Source organism: Wolbachia endosymbiont (group B) of Pammene fasciana (assembly GCF_947251495.1).
In the GTDB taxonomy this organism is placed as follows: domain Bacteria; phylum Pseudomonadota; class Alphaproteobacteria; order Rickettsiales; family Anaplasmataceae; genus Wolbachia.
In genome coordinates, this window is record NZ_OX366360.1 from 1,186,296 (window position 1) to 1,210,013 (window position 23,718).

The following is a 23,718-nucleotide window of genomic DNA, read 5'->3' on the forward strand; positions in this document are numbered from 1 at the left end:
GGTTATGCAAAAAATCTATTTTTAAAACTGTTAATATAACATAGAAAAAACCTCACCTTTATTAATAATAGATTACTTACCAATTGGGTAGTCACCAGTGAAACAAGCATCACAATATTGCGGTGTAGCGTTGTTACGTTTTTCTTCTTTAACAGCCCTGTATAGGCCATCAATACTCAAGAAGGCTAGGCTATCTATTCCTATAACTTCCTTAATTTCCTCTACAGATTTATTTGCAGCAATTAAATCTTTGCACTCTGGCGTATCTATTCCATAAAAACAAGAGTGCTTAATTGGTGGACATGAAATCTTTAGGTGAATTTCTTTTACTCCTGCATCTTTTAACATAACTATTATACTTCTGAGCGTGCTACCACGCACTATACTATCGTCTATTAAAATTATGTTTTTACCCTTTAAAATATGCTTATTAGCATTGAACTTTAATTTTATTCTAACCTTACGTATTTCAGGGATTGGCTGTATAAATGTTCTTCCTATATAATGATTACGAATTATCCCCAGTTCCATAGGTAATCCTGAATGCTTTGCATATCCAATAGCTGCAGGTATTCCAGAATCAGGTATTGGTACAATCATATCTACATTGTTCTTTGGTGGACTTTCCTTTGCAAGTATTCTTCCTATTTCTTTTCTTGTATCGTATATAGACCTATTCTCCATTATGCTGTCTGGTCTTGAAAAATAAACGTATTCAAAAATACAAAAACTTGATTTTTGCTTTGGGAAAGGAAACATTGAGGCTAGCTTACTATCCGAACTGATGGTAACTAATTCGCCTGGTTCTATTTCTCTAATAAACTCTGCATTTATTATATCAAGAGCACAAGTTTCAGATGCAAGAACGTAAGAACCGTTTAACTTTCCTAAAACAAGAGGCCTGATTCCAGATGGATCACGTACTCCAATAACTACTTCTTGATTGATTGCCACAAAAGAATAAGCACCTTGTATTTGCTTTAATGCATATATAAAACTCTCTAAAAAGCTATCTTTTTCACCGCTTGCTGTCAGATGCACTACTACTTCTGTATCAATATCTGACTGAAAAACACACTCTTGTTTAATTAATTGTTCGCGTATCGGAGAAATATTAATTAAATTACCATTATGTGCTATGGCGAAATCTCCAAATTTGCCACTTTTGCCAAACATGGGCTGCACTCCAAATTTACTACCACTGGTTGAGTATCGAACATGACCTATTGCACAATCTCCAGGTAAGGATTTCTTTATTTCATCTATATCATCAAATACGCTGCTCACTTGACCTTGAAAGTGATAAGAGAGCAGCTTATCGTTGTTACTGGTTACTACACCAAAAGACTCTTGACCTCTATGCTGCAAAGCGTGGAGAGCAAGTATAGAGTTAAAAGCAGCACTTTGGTTGCAACTTATGCCAAATACCCCACACTCCTCATGTACTTCATCAAGCATGAAAAATATTAAATAAAGCCTGATTGTACTTTAGTAGAGGCAAAGTACAAGAATTTTATTTGTTAATCCCTTTCAAAGTTGAAGCTTTCTACGGTAGTTTTGATGTATACCAGAAAGTAGATTATATGCAATTAACCAATTTTGAGATTTTTGACAATTTTTTAGCACTGAAGAGAAAAAGATATTTTTATTGACTTATCTATGTATTGAAGTAATCACTAAAAAGTTTTATTGGTTATGGTATATAATATGTCTAAGCAAGTAGGTAAACAAGGTGAAAGTAATCTTATTTTAGAGCCTGAACAGTTCTCTAACAGCTTCTTCAATAGTCAACAGAGTAGTTCATCAAATCCAAAATTACCGACTATAAGTCGTAAAGATAGGCATATGGATTTAATCAAGAAAAGGTACGCAAAAAACAAAGATGTTGCAGAATATCTAAGAAGTTATGACTTTATTAAAAGAGCAGAAGAATTGTCAATAATTTATCTTTTTGAGCGAGACTCATCTTCTACGAAATTGCAAATACCATTGACTACAGATGAACAAATTCTAGTTAAAAAATTTTGTGATGAGATGATAAAAGGTATAACAGAACACGATGAGCAAGAAAGCGTTTTAAAGTACATGGAACGCATAATAGAGGGTTATTTAAATCAAGGAATAAGATTAAACTCATATTACGGTAAGGATAATAAGACTGTAACAAATTTTATATTTGAAAAAATGGAAGAATTAATTAATCGCTTTCATGCAAATCCACACAATTCAACTACAAAAAATATCATACAAAAGATCACTCGTAATTTAGTGTTAAAAGGTGGGGTAGAAAAAGGATTATCTTTTTATAGCGATATTGAAGGCGGATATTACGGCTCTAATTATTTAAATGATCTTAACGAACAATGTAAGAGTAAGAAAAAAATGCTAGAGGGTCTAGCATATGAAGGTATTGTGAAAGAAAATAACAAGCAAATTGATAAATATGATCTTGAAGTAGAAGTAGATAATAAATATTTTTATATTAAGTATCCACAAGGTAGTATTGTTGAAACTGCGAGAACTTTAAATAATGAAAAAGCTAAGGATTTAGAAGTTGGCATATTTCAGATTGAGGAAAGTATAGTAAAAGTTGAAATTACAGAAGATGGAAAAAGAAATTACACAGATATCTTAAAAGGTGGTATTGAAATATTTTTTACTACTAAAATAGGAGAGATTAGTATTTATCTACGGAAAGATGGTAACAAAATGGTAGTAGAAATTGATGAGAAAAGCAAAATAAGGTTTAGCAAGTTAGAAAACAAATCAAGCTTTGGAGGGAATTGTCTTATACAGGGGAAAAGTGTTTTAGAAGTTATGGGCAAGAGTTTTGAAAATATTCCTGAGGAGTTAACTCAGACTATTAAAAACGTTCCATCTACTAGTCTTATGCAAACATGTTTACAACAACAAGAAAACTCTAATAGGGAATTAAATTAATGTATTTTTAAGATAATAATTAAGAAATTAATTATAAACATTCATACGCATTCGATTGTAGTAGAGGATATGGGGCAGCAATTAGCACAAGAACTAAAGGCAAATGTGGTTGGTTGTCAAATAGTGATTGATTAAATCAATTTAGAGAGGTAAATAGCAGCTTTGCAGCTTGTTTTTATGAACAAAGATAAAACGTTGTAGCCAAGTGCGCTTTCGGCATTGTGCTGAATTGCAATATCTCTGTGCTCTAATTCCTCATCGCGAAATTTACTTATAGTTTCTCTTAATTCCCCATCTTCTAAATGTAAGACTTGCTCCTTGTAGTGCTCTCCGATCACTTCTTCAACTGCAGCAGTGCAAGCCATAGCGGCTTTTTTACCCATCATGGCAGTTACAACACCAAGTGATACCCCTAAAGCACCCCAAACTGGCAACAAAACAGTAGGACGAACTCTTTGCTCCTTGATTTTCTCATTAAAATAGTGGAAATGTTTTTTTTCCTGCTCCTCCATTTCAATTATTTTGTCAATTATGGAAGATTTTTTAAGAATAAATTTTTGACCGGAATAAATGCAAATGGCTCCATATTCGCCAGCATGATTTACTCTAATTGCTTGTTCTAAAAAATTTCCTTTCAATTTTTTTATATTGCTTTCCAATGTCTCCTCCCTTTATTTCTGCATTAGTACTACTATAAACCAATATATTATAGAGTAAATAAAATTCCATGCGTGCATTGCACCAACATTGTGATTACAGGAACTCAAGCAGCTATAGCAACGGCAAGAGTTACTTGACGGACTCCGCCATTCTCCTTAAAATAAGGGTGAAGATATATTATTTATCTTCAGTCTGTGCAGATAAAAGGACAAAAAGCTCGATATACTTGATGTTTAATTTTTTGCACTATGTGCACTCTATGTCTTTATAAAACTTTTACCCACATAAGCTAAAATACGCTTATCAAAGCATTTAATGCAATGAAAAACGCCAATTAAAAAAAAGGTAGTAGCTGATAGATTTTCTTTTGCCTTTTTCTCTGTTTAGTAAATTTTTCAATATTTAATGCAATTAGCCGGCACTGGGATGACAACGAGTAGTGAGCTAAACGTCCGTGTGGTTATTGGTATTATCAAGATATTCTCTAATCTTCTTTAAATCTTCCCAAGCTAAGCGTTTTTGTGCTGGTTGACGAAGTAGATAGGCTGGATGAAATATAGCGGCTGTGGTAATTGCATGAGATAAATATTGGTTAGTATAAGTATGAAATTTGCCACGCAAGTTCGATATAGTCTTTGTGTTATCAAGAAGGCTATAACATGCGATTCCTCCAACAAAAATCAGAATCTGCGGTAAAACAAGAGCAATATGCTTCTCAACAAATGGTCTGCACATATCAAGCTCTAGATCAGTTGGTTTTCTATTACCTGGTGGACGCCAAAACACGGTGTTGCTTATATATACCTTAGTGCGGTCCAGATTAATTGCACCGAGCATCTTATCGAGCAGCATTCCGCTTGCACCACAAAATGGTATGCCTTTCAGGTCTTCATTTGCTCCTGGTGCTTCACCAACAAGCATGATTTTTGCATTTGGATTACCATCGGAAAAAACAGTATTAGTTGCAGTTTTTTTTATTTCACAACCCTCAAATGACTTAACTGCACTTCTTAGTTCATCTACACTACCACATTCACTTGCAAGCTTCCTTGCTTCAATGATCCAGTCACTTGGGAACATGGCTTTTTTCTGCTCGATGACAGAAGACTGTGCAGCTCTCTCATTTTCCACTTTTTTTTCCTCTTCACCTTCAGTTAGCGTGCAGTCAACACCCACTTCATGATAGAACTTCAACAATTCTAGATCTTCATTGTTCATAGTGCCTCTTAACCTTTTGAGCTTTTTTCATAGCCATATCGTACTTCAATTTAGACAAATGTCTAACGTATAATATACCATTTAAATGATCTAACTCATGCTGAATACACCTTGCAAGCCAACCACTAGCTTTTAGCGTCTGTTCTTCGTTATTTAAATTTTTATATTTCACAGTTAAATATTTTGGACGCTTAATTTCATGGCTTTGCTCTGGAATTGAAAGGCACCCTTCTTTGAGAATTACTTGTTCACCCGATAATTCTGTAATTTCAGGGTTAATCATGCAAAATTTGCCAGTTGATTCATATCCTGCTGGCCCATCTTCAGCCTTCTCTGGCTGAACGTCCATGATAAAAATTCTCTTCAGCACTCCAACTTGTACTGCAGCAAGACCAAGACCTTCTGCATAGTACATAGTTTCGAACATGTCGTTTACTAATTCTTTAATTTTATCGGTTATATCTATTACTTCACTGGCACGTGTAGTTAACCTTTCATCAGGGGCAATTACAATTGGCAATTTAGACATAAAATTAAAATTTTATGTTTTATTTTTTCCTTTGTACAGTATTTTGGGTATATTAAAATGTTGCTGTATTTTTAATAGAAATATAAATTATTAAAGGAAGCTACAATTTGAATGGAATTGTGTCATAAGGTCAACTAATGTACTCTGCAGTAATAATAAAACCAAAGCGAAATGTTTTTGCCGTTTTAGACGTAGGTACAACAAAAATTATCTGTCTCATTGTTAAGATCAATAGCAACTTCAGCTATAAAATAATAGGAACGGGTTATAAAAGTGCAGAAGGTATAAGCGGTGGATCAATAACTGATGCAAAGCATGCAAGTTACTCTATTTCATCAACTATAGGTTTAGCTGAGCAAGTATCAGAAGAGACTATAGACCAGATATATGTGAATGTAGCCGGATGTGGAGTCTCATCTTTTAACGTATATAACGAAATTATTGCAGCTAATCACGAAATTTCAGACCGAGATATAAAACGTGTAGTCTTTCAGACGTTTGAGAAATATATCGAAGAAAATGTTATCATTCACAATATACCACTGAAATATCACTTGGATGACATGACTGATATAAAAGAGGTTGGTGGATTGTACGGAAAAAGACTATCTGCTGATGTTAATGTCGTCACTGCTTCGCGTCCAGCGCTTACCAACATTGAAAATTGTATAACTAATAATAGCGGGATAAGTATGGCTGGTTGTATTGCTTCCGCATATTCTGCAGGCCTTGCCTGTCTAAGTGAAGATGAAAAAGAGCTAGGAACTGCCATTGTTGACATAGGGGGTGGGTGTACTGCAATTGGAATTTTTAAGAGAGGAAAGCTTATATACACAAGCAGCATTCCAATTGGTGGCATTCACATTACCCGAGATATAGCTTATGGACTATGCACAAGTATAGAGCATGCTGAACGCATAAAAATACTATACGGTAGCACTATTGTAACTTCAATAGATGAGAATGAATGTATTGCAGTGCAAAGTAATGAAAGCGATGAACCAACTCAAGTGTTTAAGTCTGAACTTGTTAACATCATAAGACCAAGGGTTGAGGAAATACTTGAGCTGATAAGAGAACAATTTCAAGAACAGAAAGATCCAATTAATAAAGTAGTGATCACAGGTGGAACCAGTCAACTCACAAGCATGAAAGAAATTGCAAGCTATATATTCAATAAACAAGTCCGTATCGGATGCCCTGAATCTTGTAGCGGTCTTGATGGCGAATACGACAAAAATCCTGTATTTTCTGCTGCTTTAGGCTCTATAAAGCTAATAGTTGACACCTTTTATAGAAATAATTCTGGAATGCTTGGTCACGATGGCAAAATAAGTAAGTTATACCATTGGGTTAAATCAAAAGTCACAGTCTAGATTTTTGTCTTTATCTCTTAATATACAAATGGCTTGATCTAGGAGCTTATTTTTATAGTATTATTACACTGATGTATCCGTAAGAGAAGCAGAAAATTACAATAAAACGTAAGAAACATGAACATAACTATACATTCACAAGAAGATTTTGACTTTATGCGTAAAGCTGGCAGGCTTGCAGCTGAAACCCTTGATTTTATTGCACCACACGTCAAAGTAGGCGTAACAACTAATGAATTAAATGATCTATGTCATGATTTTATAATCAATGCAGGTGCAATTCCAGCACCACTGAATTATAAGGGATATCCGAAATCAATTTGTACTTCGAAAAATGCTGTTGTATGTCATGGTATTCCTGATGATAAACCTCTTAAAGATGGAGATATTTTAAATATTGACGTTACAGTGATTTTAAATGGCTGGTATGGTGACACAAGTCGCATGTTTTGGGCTGGTAAACCCTCAATAAAAGCAAAGCGTTTGTGTAATGCTACTTATAATGCGCTAATGGAAGCAATAAAACAAGTCAGGCCAGGCAATAAGTTAAATAAAATAGGACTTACTATAGAAAAATATATTGAAGATTTTGGATATTCTATCGTACGCAATTATTGTGGACATGGCATAGGAAAGGTTTTTCATGCTCCACCAAATGTTGTACATTTTTATGATGAAGGTGAGGATCTTATCTTAAAAGAAGGCATGTTTTTTACGGTAGAACCAATGATCAATGCTGGAAAACATGAAACTCTGCTCAGCAAGCTAGATGGCTGGACAGTGACAACACGTGATCTTTCACTTTCTGCACAGTTTGAGCATACGCTTGGAGTCACAAAAGATGGAGTTGAAATATTTACACTATCACCTAAAAATTGGCATTTTCCACCTTATGATTAGATTTTTTAAACACTTGGTTTTTGAAAAAATCTAACTCTTAACTTGTGATATAGCAACTAACCCAATTAATGCACAGAAAATCATGTAAAAACTTGCTAAAGTTCCTTGTCCTGTAACTTTGATAATAGTTGTGCATATAAATGGTGCAAGACCACCAAAAAATCCCGAAGCTATATTTCTTGATAAACCAAATCCACTGTATCGTACCTTTATTGGGAATAATTCACACATAAACGCGCTAACAGGACCAAGAGAAGCAGCTATTGGGATTATAAAAAGAACGTGCGCCATTATGGTGAGCAAATTATTACCACTTAGTATCATTGAAAAAACTGGATAACTTACTACTATAAAAGTCACAAATGCAAATTTCATGACTCTTTCTCTCCCTACCTTATCAGAAAGTATTGCAAATAGTATAGTCAATCCTCCAAGTGCAACCTGATTCAATATTTCTACTGCGTGATTAAAGTGAGTGTTTATTGTTGATGCAAGTAGATTAAAAAACACTAAATATATGTAAAGAGATGCATTCTCAACTATGTCAACTCCAATTGATATTAGAAAAGGTTTTTTATAGCCATTTAACAGTTCTTTTAACGGTAATTCATGTGGCTTTTCCTGCTTTTTATATTCTGGGCTTTCATCGAGTATATATCTCATATATATACTGATTAATCCTATTACAAAACTGAAAATAAAAGGCAATCTCCATCCCCAAGATTCAAAATCGGATACTTTTTTGCATATAAGCACCACTATAAGACTTAATATTGAGCCAAGAATTGCGCTCAATACTTCAATACTGCCAAAGAATCCTCTTTTATTTTTAGGAGCATGCTCTATTAAAAATGGGGCATTTCCTGCCTCTCCTCCAAGAGATATACCCTGCAATAATCTTAAACATACCACCAGTACTGATGCGAGTACCCCAATGTTCTGATAGCCTGGAACAAATGCAATAAGTACGGTTGATAGAGTCATCAATATGATAGAGAGAAATAGAGCAATCCTTCTTCCATATTTATCGCCAATGTGGCCAAATATAGCAGCACCAATTGGTCTTATTAAGAAACCCACTGCAAACACTCCAAAAGCTTTAAGTATGCTGACTAATTTGTCGTCTGATGGAAAAAACACATCTCCGATTATGCTTATTAGATGGCTGAAAAGCATGTGATCATACCACAACAAAGTGTTACAAATTAAACTTGATAGTATTACTTTTGTTATTTGTTGCACGAAATCTTCCGTAATTTGTTTGATATTATAGTAATATTACTTACTTTTTCAAACGTGAATTATGTAAATGTTATATTAATAATATTATCTTATTAAATTTTTATATCGTTGATTATATTTAAATATTCTTATACTATACCTATATATTTCCATATATTTTTTGGCGAGAAAGTTATTTTAATTTAAGTGCACAAAGTCTCTTGATATGACACATATTCCAGTTTTGTTGAAAGAGATGCTACTGCAATTGTCACCACACAGTGGTGGTATATATGTGGATGCCACGTTTGGAGCTGGAGGATATAGCAAAGCAATATTGGAATCCGCTGATTGCAAAGTGTATGCAGTTGATAGAGATGAAACAGTTACTAAATTTTATGATGATCTAAATGTTAAATACCCTAATAGAATAAAGTTATTTATTGAAAAGTTTAGTAATATCAAAAATTTATTAGATAGTAATAATATTAAAGGTATCAATGGAATAGTTTTCGACGTTGGAGTTTCATCTATGCAGCTTGATAATGGAGATAGAGGATTCTCATTTCTACGTGATGGCCCACTTAACATGAGCATGGATAACTATTCTCATATGAATGCTTCGACGTTTGTTAACGCTTTACGTGAAGAAGAGATTGCGAACACTATATATAATTATGGGGGTGAGCGTCATTCCCGCAGAATCGCAAGAGCGATAGTAAATGCGCGGAAGAAGAAAATTATCAAAACTACATTTGAACTTGCGGATATTGTACGTTCTGTAGTGTTTCGTGGAAAAAGCAAGATTGACCCTGCAACTAGGACATTTCAGGCAATCAGAATATGGGTAAATGATGAGCTAGGAGAGCTTGAAAAGGGTATTAAAGCTGCATCTGAGATTTTAAGTGAGAACGGCAAATTAATTGTAGTTACTTTTCATTCTTTAGAAGATCGTATAGTCAAAACTGTTTTTAAAGATTTATGTGAACCAGGATCTACTAAAACATTCTCCCTTTTAAATAAAAAAGTGATCAAAGCAAGTTCAGAAGAAATAAATGTAAATCCACGCGCGCGTTCAGCAAAACTGAGAGCTATACAAAGGTTATCATGAGGACCTTTCATGCCATTTCAATAATTATATTTTTATTGTAGGGTTATTTAAGGTAAAATTACACGTTCAATCACTAAATAGAGAACTAGCATGAATAAAGCATAAAATTAATTTAGTGCAAAGCGACATAAAAGTCCTGCAAGCAGAATGGAGTTATTTGAGTAATCTAAAAAAACTTGCAGTCTTACGGAGAAATACCTAAAAAATAACCCTTTGATACTAGCTAGCCAGATTCGACTCTCTGTAGTGTGTTAGCACAACTTAAAACCCAGAATAACAATTAGAACCTATCTTGAAAGGGAAAAAAATAAGATGAGGTAAGCAAAAAATAGGAGGGTAACGAGTGATGTCAGTGACAAGGCCAAATGTTGCACAAGGGAAGATAACAATTATTAATGCAATAAAATATATAATGAGGGAGTGGTAACCTTTAATATAGTTATGCAAGAGGCCTAATTTGAAATATTAACATGAAAAATTGCTTGCGCATATTTCAAATCTGATTATAATTACAATTAGAGATATTTTAAGAGCTCAAAATCTATCTTTGTCTGCAGACTTTTTCTATTAAACAATCAAACTCATTAAATGTAGTGTGTCTTCTTCAGTGTATACACGTATACTTAATCTCTGTCGTATGTGCACTGCATTTTTTTCTAATCTTTTTTACACAGGAGGATTTTATGTCCAGAATTCCAGATATTTGACTTTTACTTTAGCTAAAAACCAATAGGCGCCTATTGTTTAACGCTAATTAAAATAAAAATTTTTCTAATATATAGAAGAATCACTGTTTACTGAAAATGGGATACGATTGCCAAGAAAGCTGCGAATGTCAAAGAATTTTAGGTAAACATTATTTGCTTGACGTATGAGCGTGCTCTCCTTACTGCAAGAACTCTTTAATATATGCTTAACCACTTAAGTCCTTTCAAGATATGTTCTTAGATTTAAGCTTTTAGGTAAACATACTACAATAAAATTTACTTTAGTATAAAATTATTTGCATAAGATTTTGGCAGTCTTTTAACATCTTTTGGCATTTCAATTGTGTACTTTGTGTTGTGTTTCTTTGCGTAAGATATTGCTTTTTCAAGAGAATCAAACTTTAATACAATCTGTTTTTGGGGATCTTTTGAGCCAACCCATCCCATCAAAGGTTCAATATAGTAAGAACAAGGCTCAATTTTTAGGTACCAGAATTTTGTATTACCTAAGCCAGATTGTGTTGCAGTTTTTGTTGGCTTATAAATCTTAAAAACTACTTGATCGTTAATACTCATAGTCCTTACTACGTAATCTTAAGTATATATCTAAATAAATTTTTCCACAAAGAATTAGTGTGAAAGAATGAAGTTTGAAATAAATATTTTTATGTTATATTATTAAATTATATAAAAAGGATTAGCTGAATAGGAGTAATCGATGGCACAGCAAGAAATGGTAACAATTAATGCAGAGTTACGTAATGTAAAAAAAAAGAAAGCGATGCAGGCTCTGAGGGAAAAGGGAAGTATACCTGCAGTTATATATGGTAAAGGGCATGATAACGTAAATTTGACATTGTCTGCAAAGGAATTTACTAAAGAATATAAATCAGGTGCTCTTTCTGCACATTTAATAGAACTAGATATTTCAGGGAAAAAAGAATATGCTCTTGTTCGTGATATTCAATGGCATGTAGTAAAGGATACTGTGCAACATGTTGATTTTCAGTTTGTTGATAAAGGTAGTGAAATTAAAATAGATATACCTTTATCATTCATCAATGAAAGTAAATCACCAGGAATCAAATTAGGTGGAGTGCTTAATGTTTTGTGTCGTTCTATTACTGTCAAATGCTCTCCTGAGAAAATACCTCAAGTCATAGAAATTGATTTGTCTGGCAAAATGATTGGTCAGTCTATACATATCAATGATGTAAAATTGCCAGAAGGTGTTAAATTTGTAGCTCATGAGGAAGAAAATTTCACCATTGTCACAATTTCTGCTGCCGATAGTGATGTTGAAGAAACTCAAACAAAAACAGAGGAGTAGTGCATTTAATAGCTGGGCTTGGTAATCCTGGTAGTAAATATGAATTAACTCACCATAATATTGGTTTTATCGTTATTGACGCAATTTACAAATATTGGAACTTTCAGTCATTTTCTAAGAAAGCTGATTACTTGATAACCTCAGGCATAATTAATAATAATAAAACCATACTGATAAAGCCTTATTCGTTTATGAATAATTCAGGTATTCCTGTTGCAAAAATAAAAAATTTTTACAAATTATCGCTAGACAATATTGTTGTCATACATGATGATGCTGACTTAAAATTTGGAAGAATAAAAGTAAAAAAAGGTGGTAGCTCTGCTGGACACAATGGACTTAAGTCTATAGATAGCTTTATTGGTAATGATTATTGGCGTTTAAGATTTGGAGTAGGCAGGCCTGAAGATCAGAAAAGCTTAGCAGATTATGTATTATCAAAATTTGAAAATTTTGATAATGTTATCCTCTTAGTGGAAAAAATAGCAAAAAATATACACCTAATGCTACAAGGAGATATCGCAGCTTTTATCAACTCAGTTGGGAGAGTGTGAAATATAGCAATTGAACAGGACATCCTATTCAATATAAAACTTGTATCCGTTCAGCAGGGTAGCAAAATAAGATAGACAAAAATATAGGAAGAAATAGTCAGTGTGCAAACACACAGCTATACGAACATTGTGACAATTTGCGTAACAAATGGTGTCATCCCAGTGCTTGACACTGGGATCCAATTTTTCATTTAAGCTCATTAATTTAGCATAAGCTTACCGAATTAGTTTGCCTGTGAATTTTCTTAGATCCCAGTGTCAAGCACTGGGATGACACCAAAAGGGCTACTTAGGCGACAAGAAAAGAAGCACTGATTTCAACATTTGCACATTAGCCATGCATCTGAATGGATACTAAAACTTCACCCTAATCTAGATTAGAATACTGATTCTTCTAGAAGTTGTTCGCGTTCCTCTTCTATTGCAATAGAATTATCGTGATTTTTAAATAAATCTCTGATTTTTGTTTCTATTTCATTTGCAATTTCTTTGTTTGCCTTGAGGTAACTTTTTACATTTTCTCTTCCTTGGCCAAGACGCGTATTGTTATATGAATAATAAGCGCCTGCCTTTTCAAGGACACCAAGTTTTGCTCCTATATCTATTATTTCCCCAAGTTTTGATATGCCTTCATTATACATTATATCAAATTTTGCCTCTCTAAATGGAGGAGCGACTTTATTTTTTACAACTTTAACTCTCGTTTCATTACCCGTAATATTCTCTTTATCCTTTATCGCACCAACTTTTCTTATATCAAGTCTTATAGAAGTATAGAATTTTAACGCATTTCCACCAGTGGTAGTTTCAGGATTTCCATATACTACTCCTATTTTCATACGAATTTGGTTGATAAATATCAATATACAGTTTGCTTTTGAAACTACAGAAGTTAGTTTCCTGAGTCCATGGCTTAGAAGTCTTGCTTGTAGTCCCATGTGCTGATCGCCCATATCCCCTTCAATTTCAGCTCTTGGAGTTAGTGCTGCAACAGAATCAATAACTATTACATCAACTGCACTAGAACACACTAAATACTCAACAATATGCAACGCCTGCTCTCCAGTGTCTGGTTGTGAAATTACCAAATCATCAGTTTTCACTCCAAGTTTACGAGCATATATAACATCCAGTGCGTGTTCCGCATCGATAAATGCACATAAACCTCCTTTTTTCTGTGCTTCAGCAATTACATGCAAAGCAAGGGTAGTTTTACCAGAACTCTCAGGGCCAAATATCTCAATTATACGTCCTTTTGGCAATCCCCCAACACCCAGAGCTGAATCAAGTGCAATCGACCCTGTAGATATCGTGTCTATTTTTTCTACAGGATTTTGCTTTAGTTTCATTATTGCACCTTTACCGAATGCTTTTTCAATTTGACTTATTGCATTATCTAGTGCTTTTTGCTTATCATTATTTCTTTCTTCTGGATTATGTGCCATGGATCATTTATTAACTTGTATAGTCTCCATGGTAATTGAACGCAACCAATCTGCCAAGGGTTTTTTAATAACGAAGAACGTTAGTTACCTAAAATTAGATAGATAGACTTTGTAGTGCGATACAAAATAACGATAGAATACAATGGTAGTAGTTTCTCTGGCTGGCAAAAGCAACAACACTCTGCTAACTCAATTCAGGAAACCATAGAAAACGCTATATTTAATTTCAGTGGCGAGAGAGTCTCTTTGCATTGTGGTGGCAGAACTGACACAGGGGTTCATGCTTTAGGGCAAGTTGCTCATTTCAATATGGAAAGGCAATTTGAGCTTTACAGAATAAGAAATGGAATAAACTATCACTTAAAAGCGATTCCTATAGTTGTGCTTAGTGCAGAAGCCGTAGATGATGCATTTCATGCGCGATTTTCAGCAAAAAAAAGATATTATGAATATAGAATAATTAATCGCTACGCTCCTGCAGCTCTGGAAATCGGTTATGTGTGGCAAGTATTTAACCCACTTGACGTAAACATCATGCGTGAAGCTGCTAGACACCTGCTTGGAAAACATAATCTTTCAAGCTTTCGCTCAAAAGATTGTCAAGCTACAAATCCGGTCAGAACAATCGATGATATTGATATAGTACAAAACGGAAGTCACATATACATCAAAATATCTGCGATTTCCTTTTTACATAACCAGGTGAGGATTATTGTTGGTACTTTAGTTGAATTTGGAAAAAATAGAACTAATCCACAAGAAATGCTAAACATATTAAGTCAATGTAAAAGAAACGCTGCTGGAATCACTGCACCGCCTCACGGCTTATACTTAGTAAAGATAGATTACTAGCTTAAGTCCTCATTGGCATTACTATATATAGTGCACTTGGATCATCTTCATCAGTGATAATTGTAGCGCTATTACCATCTGATAAGCTAAATTTACACTTGTTTTCTATACAGGATAAAACATCAAGCAAATAACGAGAATTAAATCCTACTTCCATAAGAGCTCCATCGTAATCCACTTCTATAGACTCAGTTGCATCACTACACTCTTGGGAATTTGAATGTAGAGTTAATAAATTCTCTTGCAATGAAAATTTAATTGATTTTATTTTATCGGACACAACAACGGAAACTCGGTCTATAACACTAGCAAGTTTGCTACTCTCAACAATCATTTGTTTATCTTGAGACGTTGGAATAACGGCTTTGTAATCTGGAAAAGTTCCATCTATCAATTTTGATATTAGAATATACTCACCACATGTAAATTTGATTTTTCTATCTGAAAGTTTTATATTTATCTCATTACAATCATCCAATACTTTCAACAGTTCCATGATAGTTTTACGTGGAATGATCACCCCAAATTCTCCGTTGATATCTTCAGGTTTAGGCCTTTTTATACATGATAAACGGTGGCCATCAGTTGCAACGCAGTACAGAAATTGCTCATCTGTATGCAGATATATCCCATTCAAATTATACCTTGTATCATCTAGCGACACAGCAAACTTCGTTTTAGTCAACAAGTCTACCAAATCTGCACTTAGTAGAGTGAAATCGTATTGATGATCACCTTCTTCAAGAACAGGGAAGTTATTTGAAACTACGTTCGGTAAAGAAAAATTTGCATTTCCACAGGATATCAATAATTTTCCTTGATTATTCATTTCGAAATTGACATCCAAATTAGTTGGCAATTTTTTCACTATATCATGTAAAGTATGTGCTGAGATTTTCACTTCTCCTTCTGCTGATACATTTGCAGTAAGTGAGGCAAATATTGAAATGTCAAGATCAGTAGCCTTCAATTTTATGCTACCATATTGTGCTTTGATATTTATACACGCTAAAACATCTATCGCGTTGCGCCTTTCAACCACTCCACTTACCCTGGATAGCGTATTTAAAAGGCTTGCACGACTTACACTAAAACGCATTTGTTCACACACAGAACTTTGTTCTTTGATTCCTATATCTACAATTTTTGACATATTAATTCTCAAAAATATATTTTAAATGATATTCATATTCTATGTAAAGTGATATCCATATTTTTGTCTGAGAGACAAAACAGCCTATCTTATACTTTAGTGATCAATAATTTACTTTGTATGGCATAAGTCATGCATTTTTTGGTACGCTTTTTGAAAGCCAAGCAAGGAATAAGTATCATCAACATTTGCTGTTTTTACTTTTCCATTAACTACCATTGATAATCCCTGCTTCATTTTTAGAATCAAATCTTGGTCTATTTTTGTATCATCTGTCCACGCAAGACTTCCCTGTATTATTGGCAATTGATATTTAATTTTTTTATCGATATTGAGAACTACAGGCTCATTATTATACTGAAAGCCAGAAGTAACGCTCACCTCATCTGCTTTTTTATCAACGTAACTGACCATTACATACGGCTTGCGGTCGGCTGTATAATGTTCACTTTTTTTCTTAGGATGAGATACAATGTAACACACTTTTTCACCATCTTCCAATGCAGTATACACAAGCCAATCTTTATATTTTTCGTTCAGTTGTACGTTATTAACCGATGCAAGAGCACCTGCTGAGAGAAATATTAGAAGTACGAAAAGACTACGCATGTAACCCAAGTTTCAAACTCTCTGATTTTATGTATTGTTTTACCTTACTCATCGCTTGCTCAGCCAGCTGTCTTATTCTTTCTCTTGAAACACAATATTTTTTGCTAAGCTCATCCAAAGTCTGAGCATTCTCAGACAAATATCTGCTAATGAAAATGTCTCTTGATCTTTCATTAAGACTTGCTAATGCATTGCTTAAGATTGTTTCTTTTAATGCCTTTTCTTCATGATTCTGGTAAGCTACTTCTTGACTAACTAAATTACACGGAATCATATCTTGTAACTCCTTTTTAGAGTCATCACCTATTTTTATACAATTATTTAACGACTGATCCTTACAAGCCAGACGATAGCTCATCTGTACAACATCTTCTTCAGATACAGAAAGCTCATTTGATATTGCTTTTATTTCTTCTTTACTCAAAGTTTCTCTGTTTGTGTATTGTAAAATTCTTTTTTTTATTTTACGTAAACTAAAAAACAATCTCCTTTGTGCTTGCGTTGTACCTATTTTTACAAGTGACCAAGATTTTAATATAAAGTCTTTCATTGAAGCTTCAATCCACCATACTGCATAAGTTGAAAAACGAAATCCCAAGTCAGGATTGAACTTTTTCACTGCATGCATTAAACCCATATTTCCTTCCATGACCAGGTCCATCAACAATAGACCGTAATTCTTAAATTTCATTGCAATTTTTACTACCAAATTCAAATGGCTAGTAATCAACCTGTGAGCAGAAGAAATATCCTGGTATTCTTGCCAATTTTTTGCTAATCGCACTTCCTCTTCTTGGGAAAGCATAGGAAATTTTCGCACTTCAGCAATATATTGCATGAGATTAGTGCTACTATTAACAGATAAATTCGCTACTGAGGTCAACATAATAACTTAAATTAAAATTCCATGTATATAATATATTGATTTTCAGCAAAAAATTCAAGCTTTAATTAAAAAAGCATAACTTTATATCTAGTTGGGATCTTAACAACAGCTACCTAAATGTAGCATTAAAATTGCTAGCGTGTAATGATAAAAACTACATTAAATAAATAATGTGTCATTCCAGTGCTCAAACACTGGAATCCACATTTCTTTTTTCTAGATCCCAGTGTCATGCTACTTGAATGACAAGAAAAACCCACTGGGATAATAAGACAAAGATAGACTAGAAATTAAATGCTACTCCAGCTTCTGCACCAACAGTGCTGTAAAGAACTTTGATTCCGCCATCATCTTTAGCTGTCTTACCAAAATTAGCACCATAAGAACCAAAATAACGAGCACCAGCATAAAGCTTGATTTCTGGAGTTACATCATAACTAACACCAGCTTTTGCTTGATAAGCAAAACCAAATCCAGATTTTTTATCACCAGTAATCTCTGTTACTAAAGGATTGCTTACATACGCTGCACCAACACCAACACCAACATATGGAGTGATAGGCATATCTTCAATTGCTATATCGTAATAAACATTAACTAGTCCTGAAAATGCTGTTAAACTTTCTACAACTGCTGGAGAAGTATCTACTACATCTGCATCTTTACTCAATTGTGAGTAAAGTCCTTCAACATCAACCCTGATATCATCCATTTTATAACCAAATGCACCACCTCCAGCTAGAAAAGATGGTTTTAAGGGACTATTGTTGTCCTTACCTGATTTATATGTAACACCATCAATCTTTGTTTTAAAAGGTAAAACTTCACCATTATATTGCAAACGAACATAGTAGCTAGTTTCTTCATCACTTATTGGACCAATAGGGTCTGATGAAAAAGCAGAGTTTGATAGGCTTAGCAACGTCACTAAAGCAGCTGCCGAAAAAAACTTTTTATAATGCATAATTGCCCTCGTTAAAAAAATTAAAATTCCACTTTAGCAGTCTAAATAATAACTAAAGTTAAGTCAAGTGCTAACTTAATAACATAAAACCTTCTGTATCTTAACTAACTTTTAGGAAAATACAAAGATTTTATTAATTAATAAATAGAGTTACTCTACTTTTTTTACTCTTGATCTTCTGACACCTATTTCACTAATGTCTTTTTATCTTCTGATCTGCATTCATCATTGTGAATTGCTGCATATTCATGCAGTAATATGAATGTACTTCATGGAAGTACTAGTATAAAAGAAAAACACTTAGTTACTGCATTAAGGCAAACTTCAGTAGTAAATTTAAAAAGGAAGTTTAAATCCAGGTGGTAACCCCATCATACCTGCAAGATCAGAGGTTGCATTTGCCATATCTTCTTCTGCTTTTTTGATGGCATCATTAAACGCTGCTGTCACTAAATCTTCTACTATGTCTTTTTCTTCATTTCTCATAAGCTCTAAGTCTATGTTTACCTTTTTAGCTTTATAGCTACCTATTTTTATAACTTCCACTAATACAGAAACTTTGCCACCACCAGAAATACCTTGAAATTCTTTTCCAATATATTTTTCTTGGGCTTCCGCAAGCTTTTTTTGCATTTCTTGCGCTTGCTTCATTATTTGACTGAAATCCACAACCTACTCCTTATTTTCTATATTAATTACCTTTGCACCTTTAAACGTATTTAATATATCCTTAACTACAGGTGCATAATTTAAATTACTCACTTCCCTATTCATATAACTCGTATCAACTATAATAACCCACTCCTGATTAGTAGCTTGATTTAAGTAACTTTTCAAGTCATTACAAAAATTACTGTTCAAGTTAGATACAGCTTTTAATTTTAAACACCCAAATTTACAATCTATTAATTTTAGATTACTACACAGTTGTTTGTAAAGATAAATTTGGTTACTCCGCCTTAATAGTTGCAAAATCTTATCAAAATCGTAATTTTGTTGTTTATTTTTCACATGGATCCCAGTGTCACGCACTGGGATGACAGAGGGGGAAGGTGCAACAGGTCTGCCCTGTCTATTTCCTTGCTCTACATTCTGTGAAAGAATTTTTTTGATCACCTGTTCCGGAGAAGGCAAATCAGAAAGATAACAAAGGCTAATTAATATCATTTCAGCGGCAATTTCATTGCATGTTGAAACCTTTATATCTTGAATACCCTTAAGCAGCACCTTCCACAATCTCGAAAAAAATATTAAAGACTTTTTTGTACTCAAATCTTTTACTCTGCTCTTCTCATATTCTGTATCAATCTCTTTTGTAATTAAAAAACGGCATATTAACTGGATTGTTTGCAGTAGATCTTCAAAAATATTGAGCGGATTTGCTGTTTTTACCACATTGTCGAATACTAACAAAGCCTTCTGTAAATCACTATCTAATACTGCTTCCAGTAGATCAAATATAACGTTTCTATCTACTAGACCAAGTATGTCTTTAACACTTTGAGTGGATATTGTACCATCTTTGCTATATAGCACTGCTTGATTCATCAAAAATAAAGCGTTACGCATTGAATTGCTACAGTGGTGCGCAATTAATTCCGATGCTTCTTTTTCAATAAAATAATTTTCTTTTTGTGCAATATCATTTAAACGCTCCATTATCTTAGCTGAAGGAATGTTATGTAAGTCAAACCTTTGACAACGCGCAATAACAGTTATTGGTATCTTTTTTATTTCTGTAGTTGCTAGAATAAACTTTACGCTAGATGGTGGTTCTTCTAGAGTTTTAAGTAATGCATTAAATGCATTACTGGATAACATGTGTACTTCATCTATAATGTAAACTTTAAATTTAGAACTTATTGGTAAATAGCAAATATCTCCCAAGATCGCTCTAACATCCTCAACACTAGTGTGACTTGCCGCATCGATTTCAACTACATCTGGATGGCTTGAATTTTTTATTGCCAGACAACTTGTACATGATCCACAAGGTTCAAAAGTTGGCCCCAATGAGCAATTCAAACATAAAGCTATTATTCTTGCAGTGGTGGTTTTACCAATTCCACTGCTACCAGAAAGCAGTATAGATTGTGGAATTTTGTTGAGAGTAAAAGCATTTTCTAGTATACGCACCAATATATCTTGACCTACTAAATCTTTAAAGCTACTAGGACGATATTTTAATGCTATGTTCATAGCCTAGAATAAAACAAATAGTACAAATAGGTATGCAACCCAAAAAGATTCTGATATGGTTGCTTCATTTCTGACCTGACCAAGTTACAGAATTTTTGCCTGCATACCTTATAAAAGGTTATACTCTTTTTTTTTTTTAGCAAGGTATATTCTATATTAGCCTTATAATTTATATGTTAGACCTTTTGCAACATTACTTTGGAGTAAACAGCTGTTACCTAAAATACTCTTCTTCTGTCATTCCAGTGTCAATCACTGAAATGACACCCTTCCGGTGGGGATTGCTCTCAAACTACAATGTTCGTACAGTTGTACTGGGATTCAAGTATAAAAATATTTGGAAATTATACAATGGACAATGGATTCTAGGAATATATGTTAAAAGTAATGTCCATAATGAAATAAGCTGGATTCCAATGTCACGTACTGGAATGACAACATATAGGTATTGGAATAACAAAAGAGGAATATTATGATTTTATATCATTTTCCTCTTTGTCCATTTTCACGAAAAGTTAGAGCTCTTCTCAAGGAAAAAAAGCTGAGTTGTGATTTGGTATATGAAAATCCATGGGAAAAGCGGAATGAATTCATGGAGATCAATCCAATCGGACAAGTACCAGTATTAATAGATAATAACTTTGTAATAGCGGATAGTAATGCCATTTGTGAATATATAGAAGAGATTTACAATAGTGACGTCAAATTACTTGGTTCATCAACTATTATTAAGTCTAAAATACGCGCTTTAATCAATTGGTTCGATAGCAAATTTTACAATGAAGTTACTAAGTATATTATGAATGAAAAAGTAATTACTAACCGCAGCCCTGACTCTAGATTTCTTCATGCAGCTCAGCATAACCTGCCTTACCATATGGAATACATCGAACACTTAATTAACAAGAACGTTTGGCTTGCAACCGATAAGTTCACTTTAGCCGATATTACTTTAGCATCACATATTTCTATAATAGACTACGTAAATAGTTTTCCCTGGGAAAAAAGTAAGATTTTAAAAGAATGGTACTCCATTGTTAAATCAAGGCCTTGTTTTCGCGAAATATTATTAGAGAGAGTTTTTGGCTTAACTCCCCCTAGACATTACGCTGACCTTGATTTTTAACTTGCGTTAGTTTTAAAGCTACAGTCATTCCTTCGTCAGTAGGAATCAATATGGAGAAATATTTTTTTTCATCTGACAATCTATCGTTAAACTCTCTCATAGCATGCCATGACTTTTCTGATACTTCTTTTGGAGGAGATTCTAAAAATACTGTATCAAATAATAGAGTGTTATCTGCAACGATTAGCCCATCTTGTTTAATGTATGACTCTGCCCAATCTAAATACTTAGGATAACTACTTTTGTCAGCATCGATGAATATCATGTCAAATGGTGCCTTTGCTGATAATTCATTAATTTTTTCCAGTGCATCACCTTCTATTAGAGTAATTTTATCACTTAGATTAAAAGCACTAAAATTTTTTTTTGCTATTCTTGAGTGTTGAGGATTATTTTCTATTGTATATATATGACCATCTTTCGGTAAAGCTTTTACCATACAAATTGACGAATAACTATATAAAGTGCCAATTTCAACTATGCTTTTAACTTTATGGATTTTGATAAATAAATTTAATAATTTTCCTTCTTCAGGAGTGATTTGAATACGTTGTTTCTTATCAAGAGTACAATGTTCTTCTATTTTTTTATACTCTTTTGCAAATAAGCTTCTTATGTACAACGATTTTCTGCTAAAGTTATGACGCATTAAGTTTTATAATATAAACTAAGGAGGTTTAATCTATATAAGATTTATAGATATAACAATAGAGTTAAGAATAATAAAATTTTTTATTTTAAGTTGTTATTTTATAAAGTAAAATTTTAAGTGACAAAGATTATTATATATTTTACTATGGTTAACTAGTATAATAACCAGTTGTTATACTAGAATTAAGGGATCGTTTATTTACATCTCTCTTAAAATGTAATTTTTATAATCAATTAGAGGGGGTTATATGTCTTATAACATTGCTAACGAAGTTGAAACGTTAAGCAAGAAATCTAATAATAATGAAGGAGTGAAATTACTGCACAATCCAGCTTATCGCGAGAAGTACAAAGAACGCTTTAACGAAGCTCAGAAAAAAGTTATGGATATGGTCCAATTTTATGATGGAACGATAGTATTAATAGAGAATAAAATTGCTATGTATTATTATGCTTGGCACAGTAAAAAAAGAGAGTTTGAGCGTAAAAAGCAACAAACAATATCAAAAAATACTGATTCAGCATAGGGTTTTTATATGGTAAGCTAAAGTGTTATTACTTCACTATAGCTTTTCCATATAACTCATCTATTACATTAGTGAAATATTCCAGCTCTCTATATCCTTCATGTTTGATTTTACCATTCTCTACGTATGATTTGTCATCGTTAATCTTGATGATGAATACAGGAGTAGCTGTGATATCAAGTTTATTAATTGCAAGTGATTTATCATTTATAATTTTGTCCATCATCTTTTTATCATTAATGCATTGGTTAAATACATCTTGCTTCAAATTGCTTAGTGCAGCAATTTTTTGTAGTATAGTTAAATCACTAAAATTAGAGTAGTTCCACGAGTCTATTGCATTAAACACAGCTTTGTTAAAATTAAAATAGTCTTCTTCTTTTTCATAGCAATAACTTAGCATTGCAGCTTTTAATCCTCTGTAATCTAGAGGAAAATGACGGAATATGTATAACATCTTACCTGTATCTATGTACTTTTCTTTGATTTTAGGAAAAACTTTCTTATGAAAAAGAGAACAGTGATAACAAGTGAGCGAAGCATATTCTATCATTAAAATTGGTGCTTTTGGATCACCTAATAATTTATCATCAGGCAGTAGTGACAGTAGTTCTTTTGATGTTATTTCATCAGTTTTTTGAGTGTTGGGTAAGTTTTGTTCAATAGCTGCATAAGAACTAACACTTATAAAAATAAGTAAGAACAATAATCTAAAAATCATTACAATGGAAACACTTAACTTATTAAAGAATTTATGCAT

24 protein-coding genes and 1 other RNA gene are annotated in these 23,718 nt (G+C 33.3%); 9 read left to right on the forward strand and 16 right to left on the reverse strand.

The window, feature by feature from the left end:
- Positions 1–72: 72 nt before the first annotated feature.
- Complete coding sequence (gene purF / locus OPR29_RS05535; protein ID WP_052265009.1) at positions 73–1,458, reverse strand: amidophosphoribosyltransferase; 1,386 nt, start codon at positions 1,456–1,458, stop codon at positions 73–75.
- Positions 1,459–1,707: 249 nt separating this feature from the next.
- On the opposite strand from purF, the gene OPR29_RS05540 reads away from it, so the two are divergent.
- Positions 1,708–2,940 (forward strand): hypothetical protein, encoded by a 1,233-nt coding sequence (locus OPR29_RS05540; protein WP_064085594.1) that lies wholly within the window; start codon positions 1,708–1,710, stop codon positions 2,938–2,940.
- Positions 2,941–3,071: 131 nt separating this feature from the next.
- On the opposite strand, the gene OPR29_RS05545 is transcribed toward OPR29_RS05540, so the two are convergent.
- The 3 genes from OPR29_RS05545 to def form a co-directional block, all read right to left on the reverse strand.
- Positions 3,072–3,599, reverse strand: coding sequence for a demethoxyubiquinone hydroxylase family protein (locus OPR29_RS05545; protein ID WP_007302313.1), 528 nt, complete (start codon positions 3,597–3,599; stop codon positions 3,072–3,074).
- Positions 3,600–4,044: 445 nt separating this feature from the next.
- Positions 4,045–4,818: a uracil-DNA glycosylase gene (locus OPR29_RS05550; RefSeq protein ID WP_010403847.1), complete on the reverse strand. Its 774-nt coding sequence runs from the start codon at positions 4,816–4,818 to the stop codon at positions 4,045–4,047.
- Positions 4,808–5,347, reverse strand: coding sequence for a peptide deformylase (gene def, locus OPR29_RS05555; RefSeq protein ID WP_007302315.1), 540 nt, complete (start codon positions 5,345–5,347; stop codon positions 4,808–4,810). The genes OPR29_RS05550 and def overlap by 11 nt, the downstream gene beginning before the upstream one ends.
- A gap of 137 nt (positions 5,348–5,484) precedes the next feature.
- On the opposite strand from def, the gene ftsA reads away from it, so the two are divergent.
- Together ftsA and map are read left to right on the forward strand one after the other, a co-directional pair.
- Positions 5,485–6,723: a cell division protein FtsA gene (gene ftsA / locus OPR29_RS05560; protein WP_265025191.1), complete on the forward strand. Its 1,239-nt coding sequence runs from the start codon at positions 5,485–5,487 to the stop codon at positions 6,721–6,723.
- Positions 6,724–6,840: 117 nt separating this feature from the next.
- A complete protein-coding gene (map, locus tag OPR29_RS05565) occupies positions 6,841–7,623 on the forward strand; it encodes a type I methionyl aminopeptidase (RefSeq protein ID WP_007302317.1) in 783 nt (260 codons plus the stop codon).
- Between the two features lie 30 nt (positions 7,624–7,653).
- Here map and OPR29_RS05570 read toward each other — a convergent pair whose 3' ends face one another.
- Positions 7,654–8,865 (reverse strand): MFS transporter, encoded by a 1,212-nt coding sequence (locus tag OPR29_RS05570; RefSeq protein WP_012481950.1) that lies wholly within the window; start codon positions 8,863–8,865, stop codon positions 7,654–7,656.
- Positions 8,866–9,070: 205 nt separating this feature from the next.
- On the opposite strand from OPR29_RS05570, the gene rsmH reads away from it, so the two are divergent.
- On the forward strand, positions 9,071–9,955 hold the full coding sequence (gene rsmH, locus OPR29_RS05575; RefSeq protein ID WP_007302319.1) for a 16S rRNA (cytosine(1402)-N(4))-methyltransferase RsmH: 885 nt from the start codon (positions 9,071–9,073) through the stop codon (positions 9,953–9,955).
- 983 nt (positions 9,956–10,938) lie between these two features.
- Here rsmH and OPR29_RS05580 read toward each other — a convergent pair.
- A complete protein-coding gene (locus OPR29_RS05580; RefSeq protein WP_007302320.1) occupies positions 10,939–11,238 on the reverse strand; it encodes an ETC complex I subunit in 300 nt (99 codons plus the stop codon).
- 142 nt (positions 11,239–11,380) lie between these two features.
- Between OPR29_RS05580 and OPR29_RS05585 the strand changes: the two genes are divergently transcribed.
- Both OPR29_RS05585 and pth read left to right on the forward strand, forming a co-directional pair.
- The gene (locus OPR29_RS05585) at positions 11,381–11,992 is read left to right on the forward strand and encodes a 50S ribosomal protein L25/general stress protein Ctc (protein ID WP_265025192.1); all 612 of its coding nucleotides are present in this window, start codon (positions 11,381–11,383) and stop codon (positions 11,990–11,992) included.
- Positions 11,992–12,546: an aminoacyl-tRNA hydrolase gene (gene pth / locus OPR29_RS05590; RefSeq protein WP_265025193.1), complete on the forward strand. Its 555-nt coding sequence runs from the start codon at positions 11,992–11,994 to the stop codon at positions 12,544–12,546. Before OPR29_RS05585 ends, pth begins: the two co-directional genes overlap by 1 nt.
- A 377-nt stretch (positions 12,547–12,923) precedes the next feature.
- Here the strand turns inward: pth and recA are convergent, their stop codons facing one another.
- Positions 12,924–13,991: a recombinase RecA gene (gene recA, locus OPR29_RS05595; RefSeq protein ID WP_264376085.1), complete on the reverse strand. Its 1,068-nt coding sequence runs from the start codon at positions 13,989–13,991 to the stop codon at positions 12,924–12,926.
- 114 nt (positions 13,992–14,105) lie between these two features.
- Here recA and truA point away from each other — a divergent pair, with 114 nt between their 5' ends.
- Complete coding sequence (truA, locus tag OPR29_RS05600; protein ID WP_007302324.1) at positions 14,106–14,843, forward strand: tRNA pseudouridine(38-40) synthase TruA; 738 nt, start codon at positions 14,106–14,108, stop codon at positions 14,841–14,843.
- 1 nt (position 14,844) lies between these two features.
- On the opposite strand, the gene dnaN is transcribed toward truA, so the two are convergent.
- The 7 genes from dnaN to ffs all read right to left on the reverse strand — a co-directional run bounded on the left by dnaN (position 14,845) and on the right by ffs (position 20,769).
- Positions 14,845–15,996 (reverse strand): DNA polymerase III subunit beta, encoded by a 1,152-nt coding sequence (dnaN, locus tag OPR29_RS05605; RefSeq protein ID WP_007302325.1) that lies wholly within the window; start codon positions 15,994–15,996, stop codon positions 14,845–14,847.
- A 111-nt stretch (positions 15,997–16,107) separates the two neighbouring features.
- The gene (locus OPR29_RS05610) at positions 16,108–16,605 is read right to left on the reverse strand and encodes an invasion associated locus B family protein (RefSeq protein ID WP_254229981.1); all 498 of its coding nucleotides are present in this window, start codon (positions 16,603–16,605) and stop codon (positions 16,108–16,110) included.
- A complete protein-coding gene (locus OPR29_RS05615) occupies positions 16,598–17,491 on the reverse strand; it encodes an RNA polymerase factor sigma-32 (protein ID WP_265025194.1) in 894 nt (297 codons plus the stop codon). The genes OPR29_RS05610 and OPR29_RS05615 overlap by 8 nt, the downstream gene beginning before the upstream one ends.
- Positions 17,492–17,774: 283 nt before the next feature.
- Positions 17,775–18,455 (reverse strand): P44/Msp2 family outer membrane protein, encoded by a 681-nt coding sequence (locus OPR29_RS05620; protein ID WP_265025195.1) that lies wholly within the window; start codon positions 18,453–18,455, stop codon positions 17,775–17,777.
- Between the two features lie 336 nt (positions 18,456–18,791).
- The gene (locus tag OPR29_RS05625) at positions 18,792–19,106 is read right to left on the reverse strand and encodes a YbaB/EbfC family nucleoid-associated protein (RefSeq protein WP_019236840.1); all 315 of its coding nucleotides are present in this window, start codon (positions 19,104–19,106) and stop codon (positions 18,792–18,794) included.
- A 21-nt stretch (positions 19,107–19,127) separates the two neighbouring features.
- Complete coding sequence (gene dnaX, locus OPR29_RS05630) at positions 19,128–20,654, reverse strand: DNA polymerase III subunit gamma/tau (protein WP_265025196.1); 1,527 nt, start codon at positions 20,652–20,654, stop codon at positions 19,128–19,130.
- A 16-nt stretch (positions 20,655–20,670) separates the two neighbouring features.
- Positions 20,671–20,769: signal recognition particle sRNA small type (gene ffs / locus OPR29_RS05635), an RNA gene on the reverse strand.
- Between the two features lie 357 nt (positions 20,770–21,126).
- Between ffs and OPR29_RS05640 the strand changes: the two genes are divergently transcribed.
- Complete coding sequence (locus OPR29_RS05640) at positions 21,127–21,780, forward strand: glutathione S-transferase family protein (protein ID WP_019236837.1); 654 nt, start codon at positions 21,127–21,129, stop codon at positions 21,778–21,780.
- Here the strand turns inward: OPR29_RS05640 and OPR29_RS05645 are convergent.
- Positions 21,752–22,429 (reverse strand): O-methyltransferase, encoded by a 678-nt coding sequence (locus OPR29_RS05645; protein ID WP_265025197.1) that lies wholly within the window; start codon positions 22,427–22,429, stop codon positions 21,752–21,754. The two genes, OPR29_RS05640 and OPR29_RS05645, sit on opposite strands and share 29 nt — an antisense overlap.
- Positions 22,430–22,679: 250 nt before the next feature.
- Here OPR29_RS05645 and OPR29_RS05650 point away from each other — a divergent pair, with 250 nt between their 5' ends.
- A complete protein-coding gene (locus tag OPR29_RS05650) occupies positions 22,680–22,958 on the forward strand; it encodes a DUF2671 domain-containing protein (RefSeq protein WP_265025198.1) in 279 nt (92 codons plus the stop codon).
- 28 nt (positions 22,959–22,986) lie between these two features.
- Here OPR29_RS05650 and OPR29_RS05655 read toward each other — a convergent pair whose 3' ends face one another.
- Positions 22,987–23,679, reverse strand: a complete 693-nt coding sequence (locus OPR29_RS05655; RefSeq protein ID WP_007302335.1) for a thioredoxin domain-containing protein — start codon at positions 23,677–23,679, stop codon at positions 22,987–22,989.
- Between the last annotated feature and the right edge of the window lie 39 nt (positions 23,680–23,718).

Coding starts and splice junctions, on each gene's coding strand:
- def (WP_007302315.1), bottom strand. CDS start 5,347: ATGTCTAAATTGCCAATTGTAATTGCCCCTGATGAAAGGTTAACTACA.
- OPR29_RS05550 (WP_010403847.1), bottom strand. CDS start 4,818: ATGAACAATGAAGATCTAGAATTGTTGAAGTTCTATCATGAAGTGGGT.
- recA (WP_264376085.1), bottom strand. CDS start 13,991: ATGGCACATAATCCAGAAGAAAGAAATAATGATAAGCAAAAAGCACTA.
- OPR29_RS05625 (WP_019236840.1), bottom strand. CDS start 19,106: ATGAAGCAAGCGCAAGAAATGCAAAAAAAGCTTGCGGAAGCCCAAGAA.
- dnaX (WP_265025196.1), bottom strand. CDS start 20,654: ATGAACATAGCATTAAAATATCGTCCTAGTAGCTTTAAAGATTTAGTA.
- rsmH (WP_007302319.1), top strand. CDS start 9,071: ATGACACATATTCCAGTTTTGTTGAAAGAGATGCTACTGCAATTGTCA.
- OPR29_RS05620 (WP_265025195.1), bottom strand. CDS start 18,455: ATGCATTATAAAAAGTTTTTTTCGGCAGCTGCTTTAGTGACGTTGCTA.
- OPR29_RS05645 (WP_265025197.1), bottom strand. CDS start 22,429: ATGCGTCATAACTTTAGCAGAAAATCGTTGTACATAAGAAGCTTATTT.
- OPR29_RS05640 (WP_019236837.1), top strand. CDS start 21,127: ATGATTTTATATCATTTTCCTCTTTGTCCATTTTCACGAAAAGTTAGA.
- OPR29_RS05650 (WP_265025198.1), top strand. CDS start 22,680: ATGTCTTATAACATTGCTAACGAAGTTGAAACGTTAAGCAAGAAATCT.
- map (WP_007302317.1), top strand. CDS start 6,841: ATGAACATAACTATACATTCACAAGAAGATTTTGACTTTATGCGTAAA.
- OPR29_RS05585 (WP_265025192.1), top strand. CDS start 11,381: ATGGCACAGCAAGAAATGGTAACAATTAATGCAGAGTTACGTAATGTA.
- dnaN (WP_007302325.1), bottom strand. CDS start 15,996: ATGTCAAAAATTGTAGATATAGGAATCAAAGAACAAAGTTCTGTGTGT.
- OPR29_RS05580 (WP_007302320.1), bottom strand. CDS start 11,238: ATGAGTATTAACGATCAAGTAGTTTTTAAGATTTATAAGCCAACAAAA.
- purF (WP_052265009.1), bottom strand. CDS start 1,458: ATGCTTGATGAAGTACATGAGGAGTGTGGGGTATTTGGCATAAGTTGC.
- OPR29_RS05610 (WP_254229981.1), bottom strand. CDS start 16,605: ATGCGTAGTCTTTTCGTACTTCTAATATTTCTCTCAGCAGGTGCTCTT.
- ftsA (WP_265025191.1), top strand. CDS start 5,485: ATGTACTCTGCAGTAATAATAAAACCAAAGCGAAATGTTTTTGCCGTT.
- OPR29_RS05655 (WP_007302335.1), bottom strand. CDS start 23,679: ATGATTTTTAGATTATTGTTCTTACTTATTTTTATAAGTGTTAGTTCT.
- OPR29_RS05615 (WP_265025194.1), bottom strand. CDS start 17,491: ATGTTGACCTCAGTAGCGAATTTATCTGTTAATAGTAGCACTAATCTC.
- OPR29_RS05540 (WP_064085594.1), top strand. CDS start 1,708: ATGTCTAAGCAAGTAGGTAAACAAGGTGAAAGTAATCTTATTTTAGAG.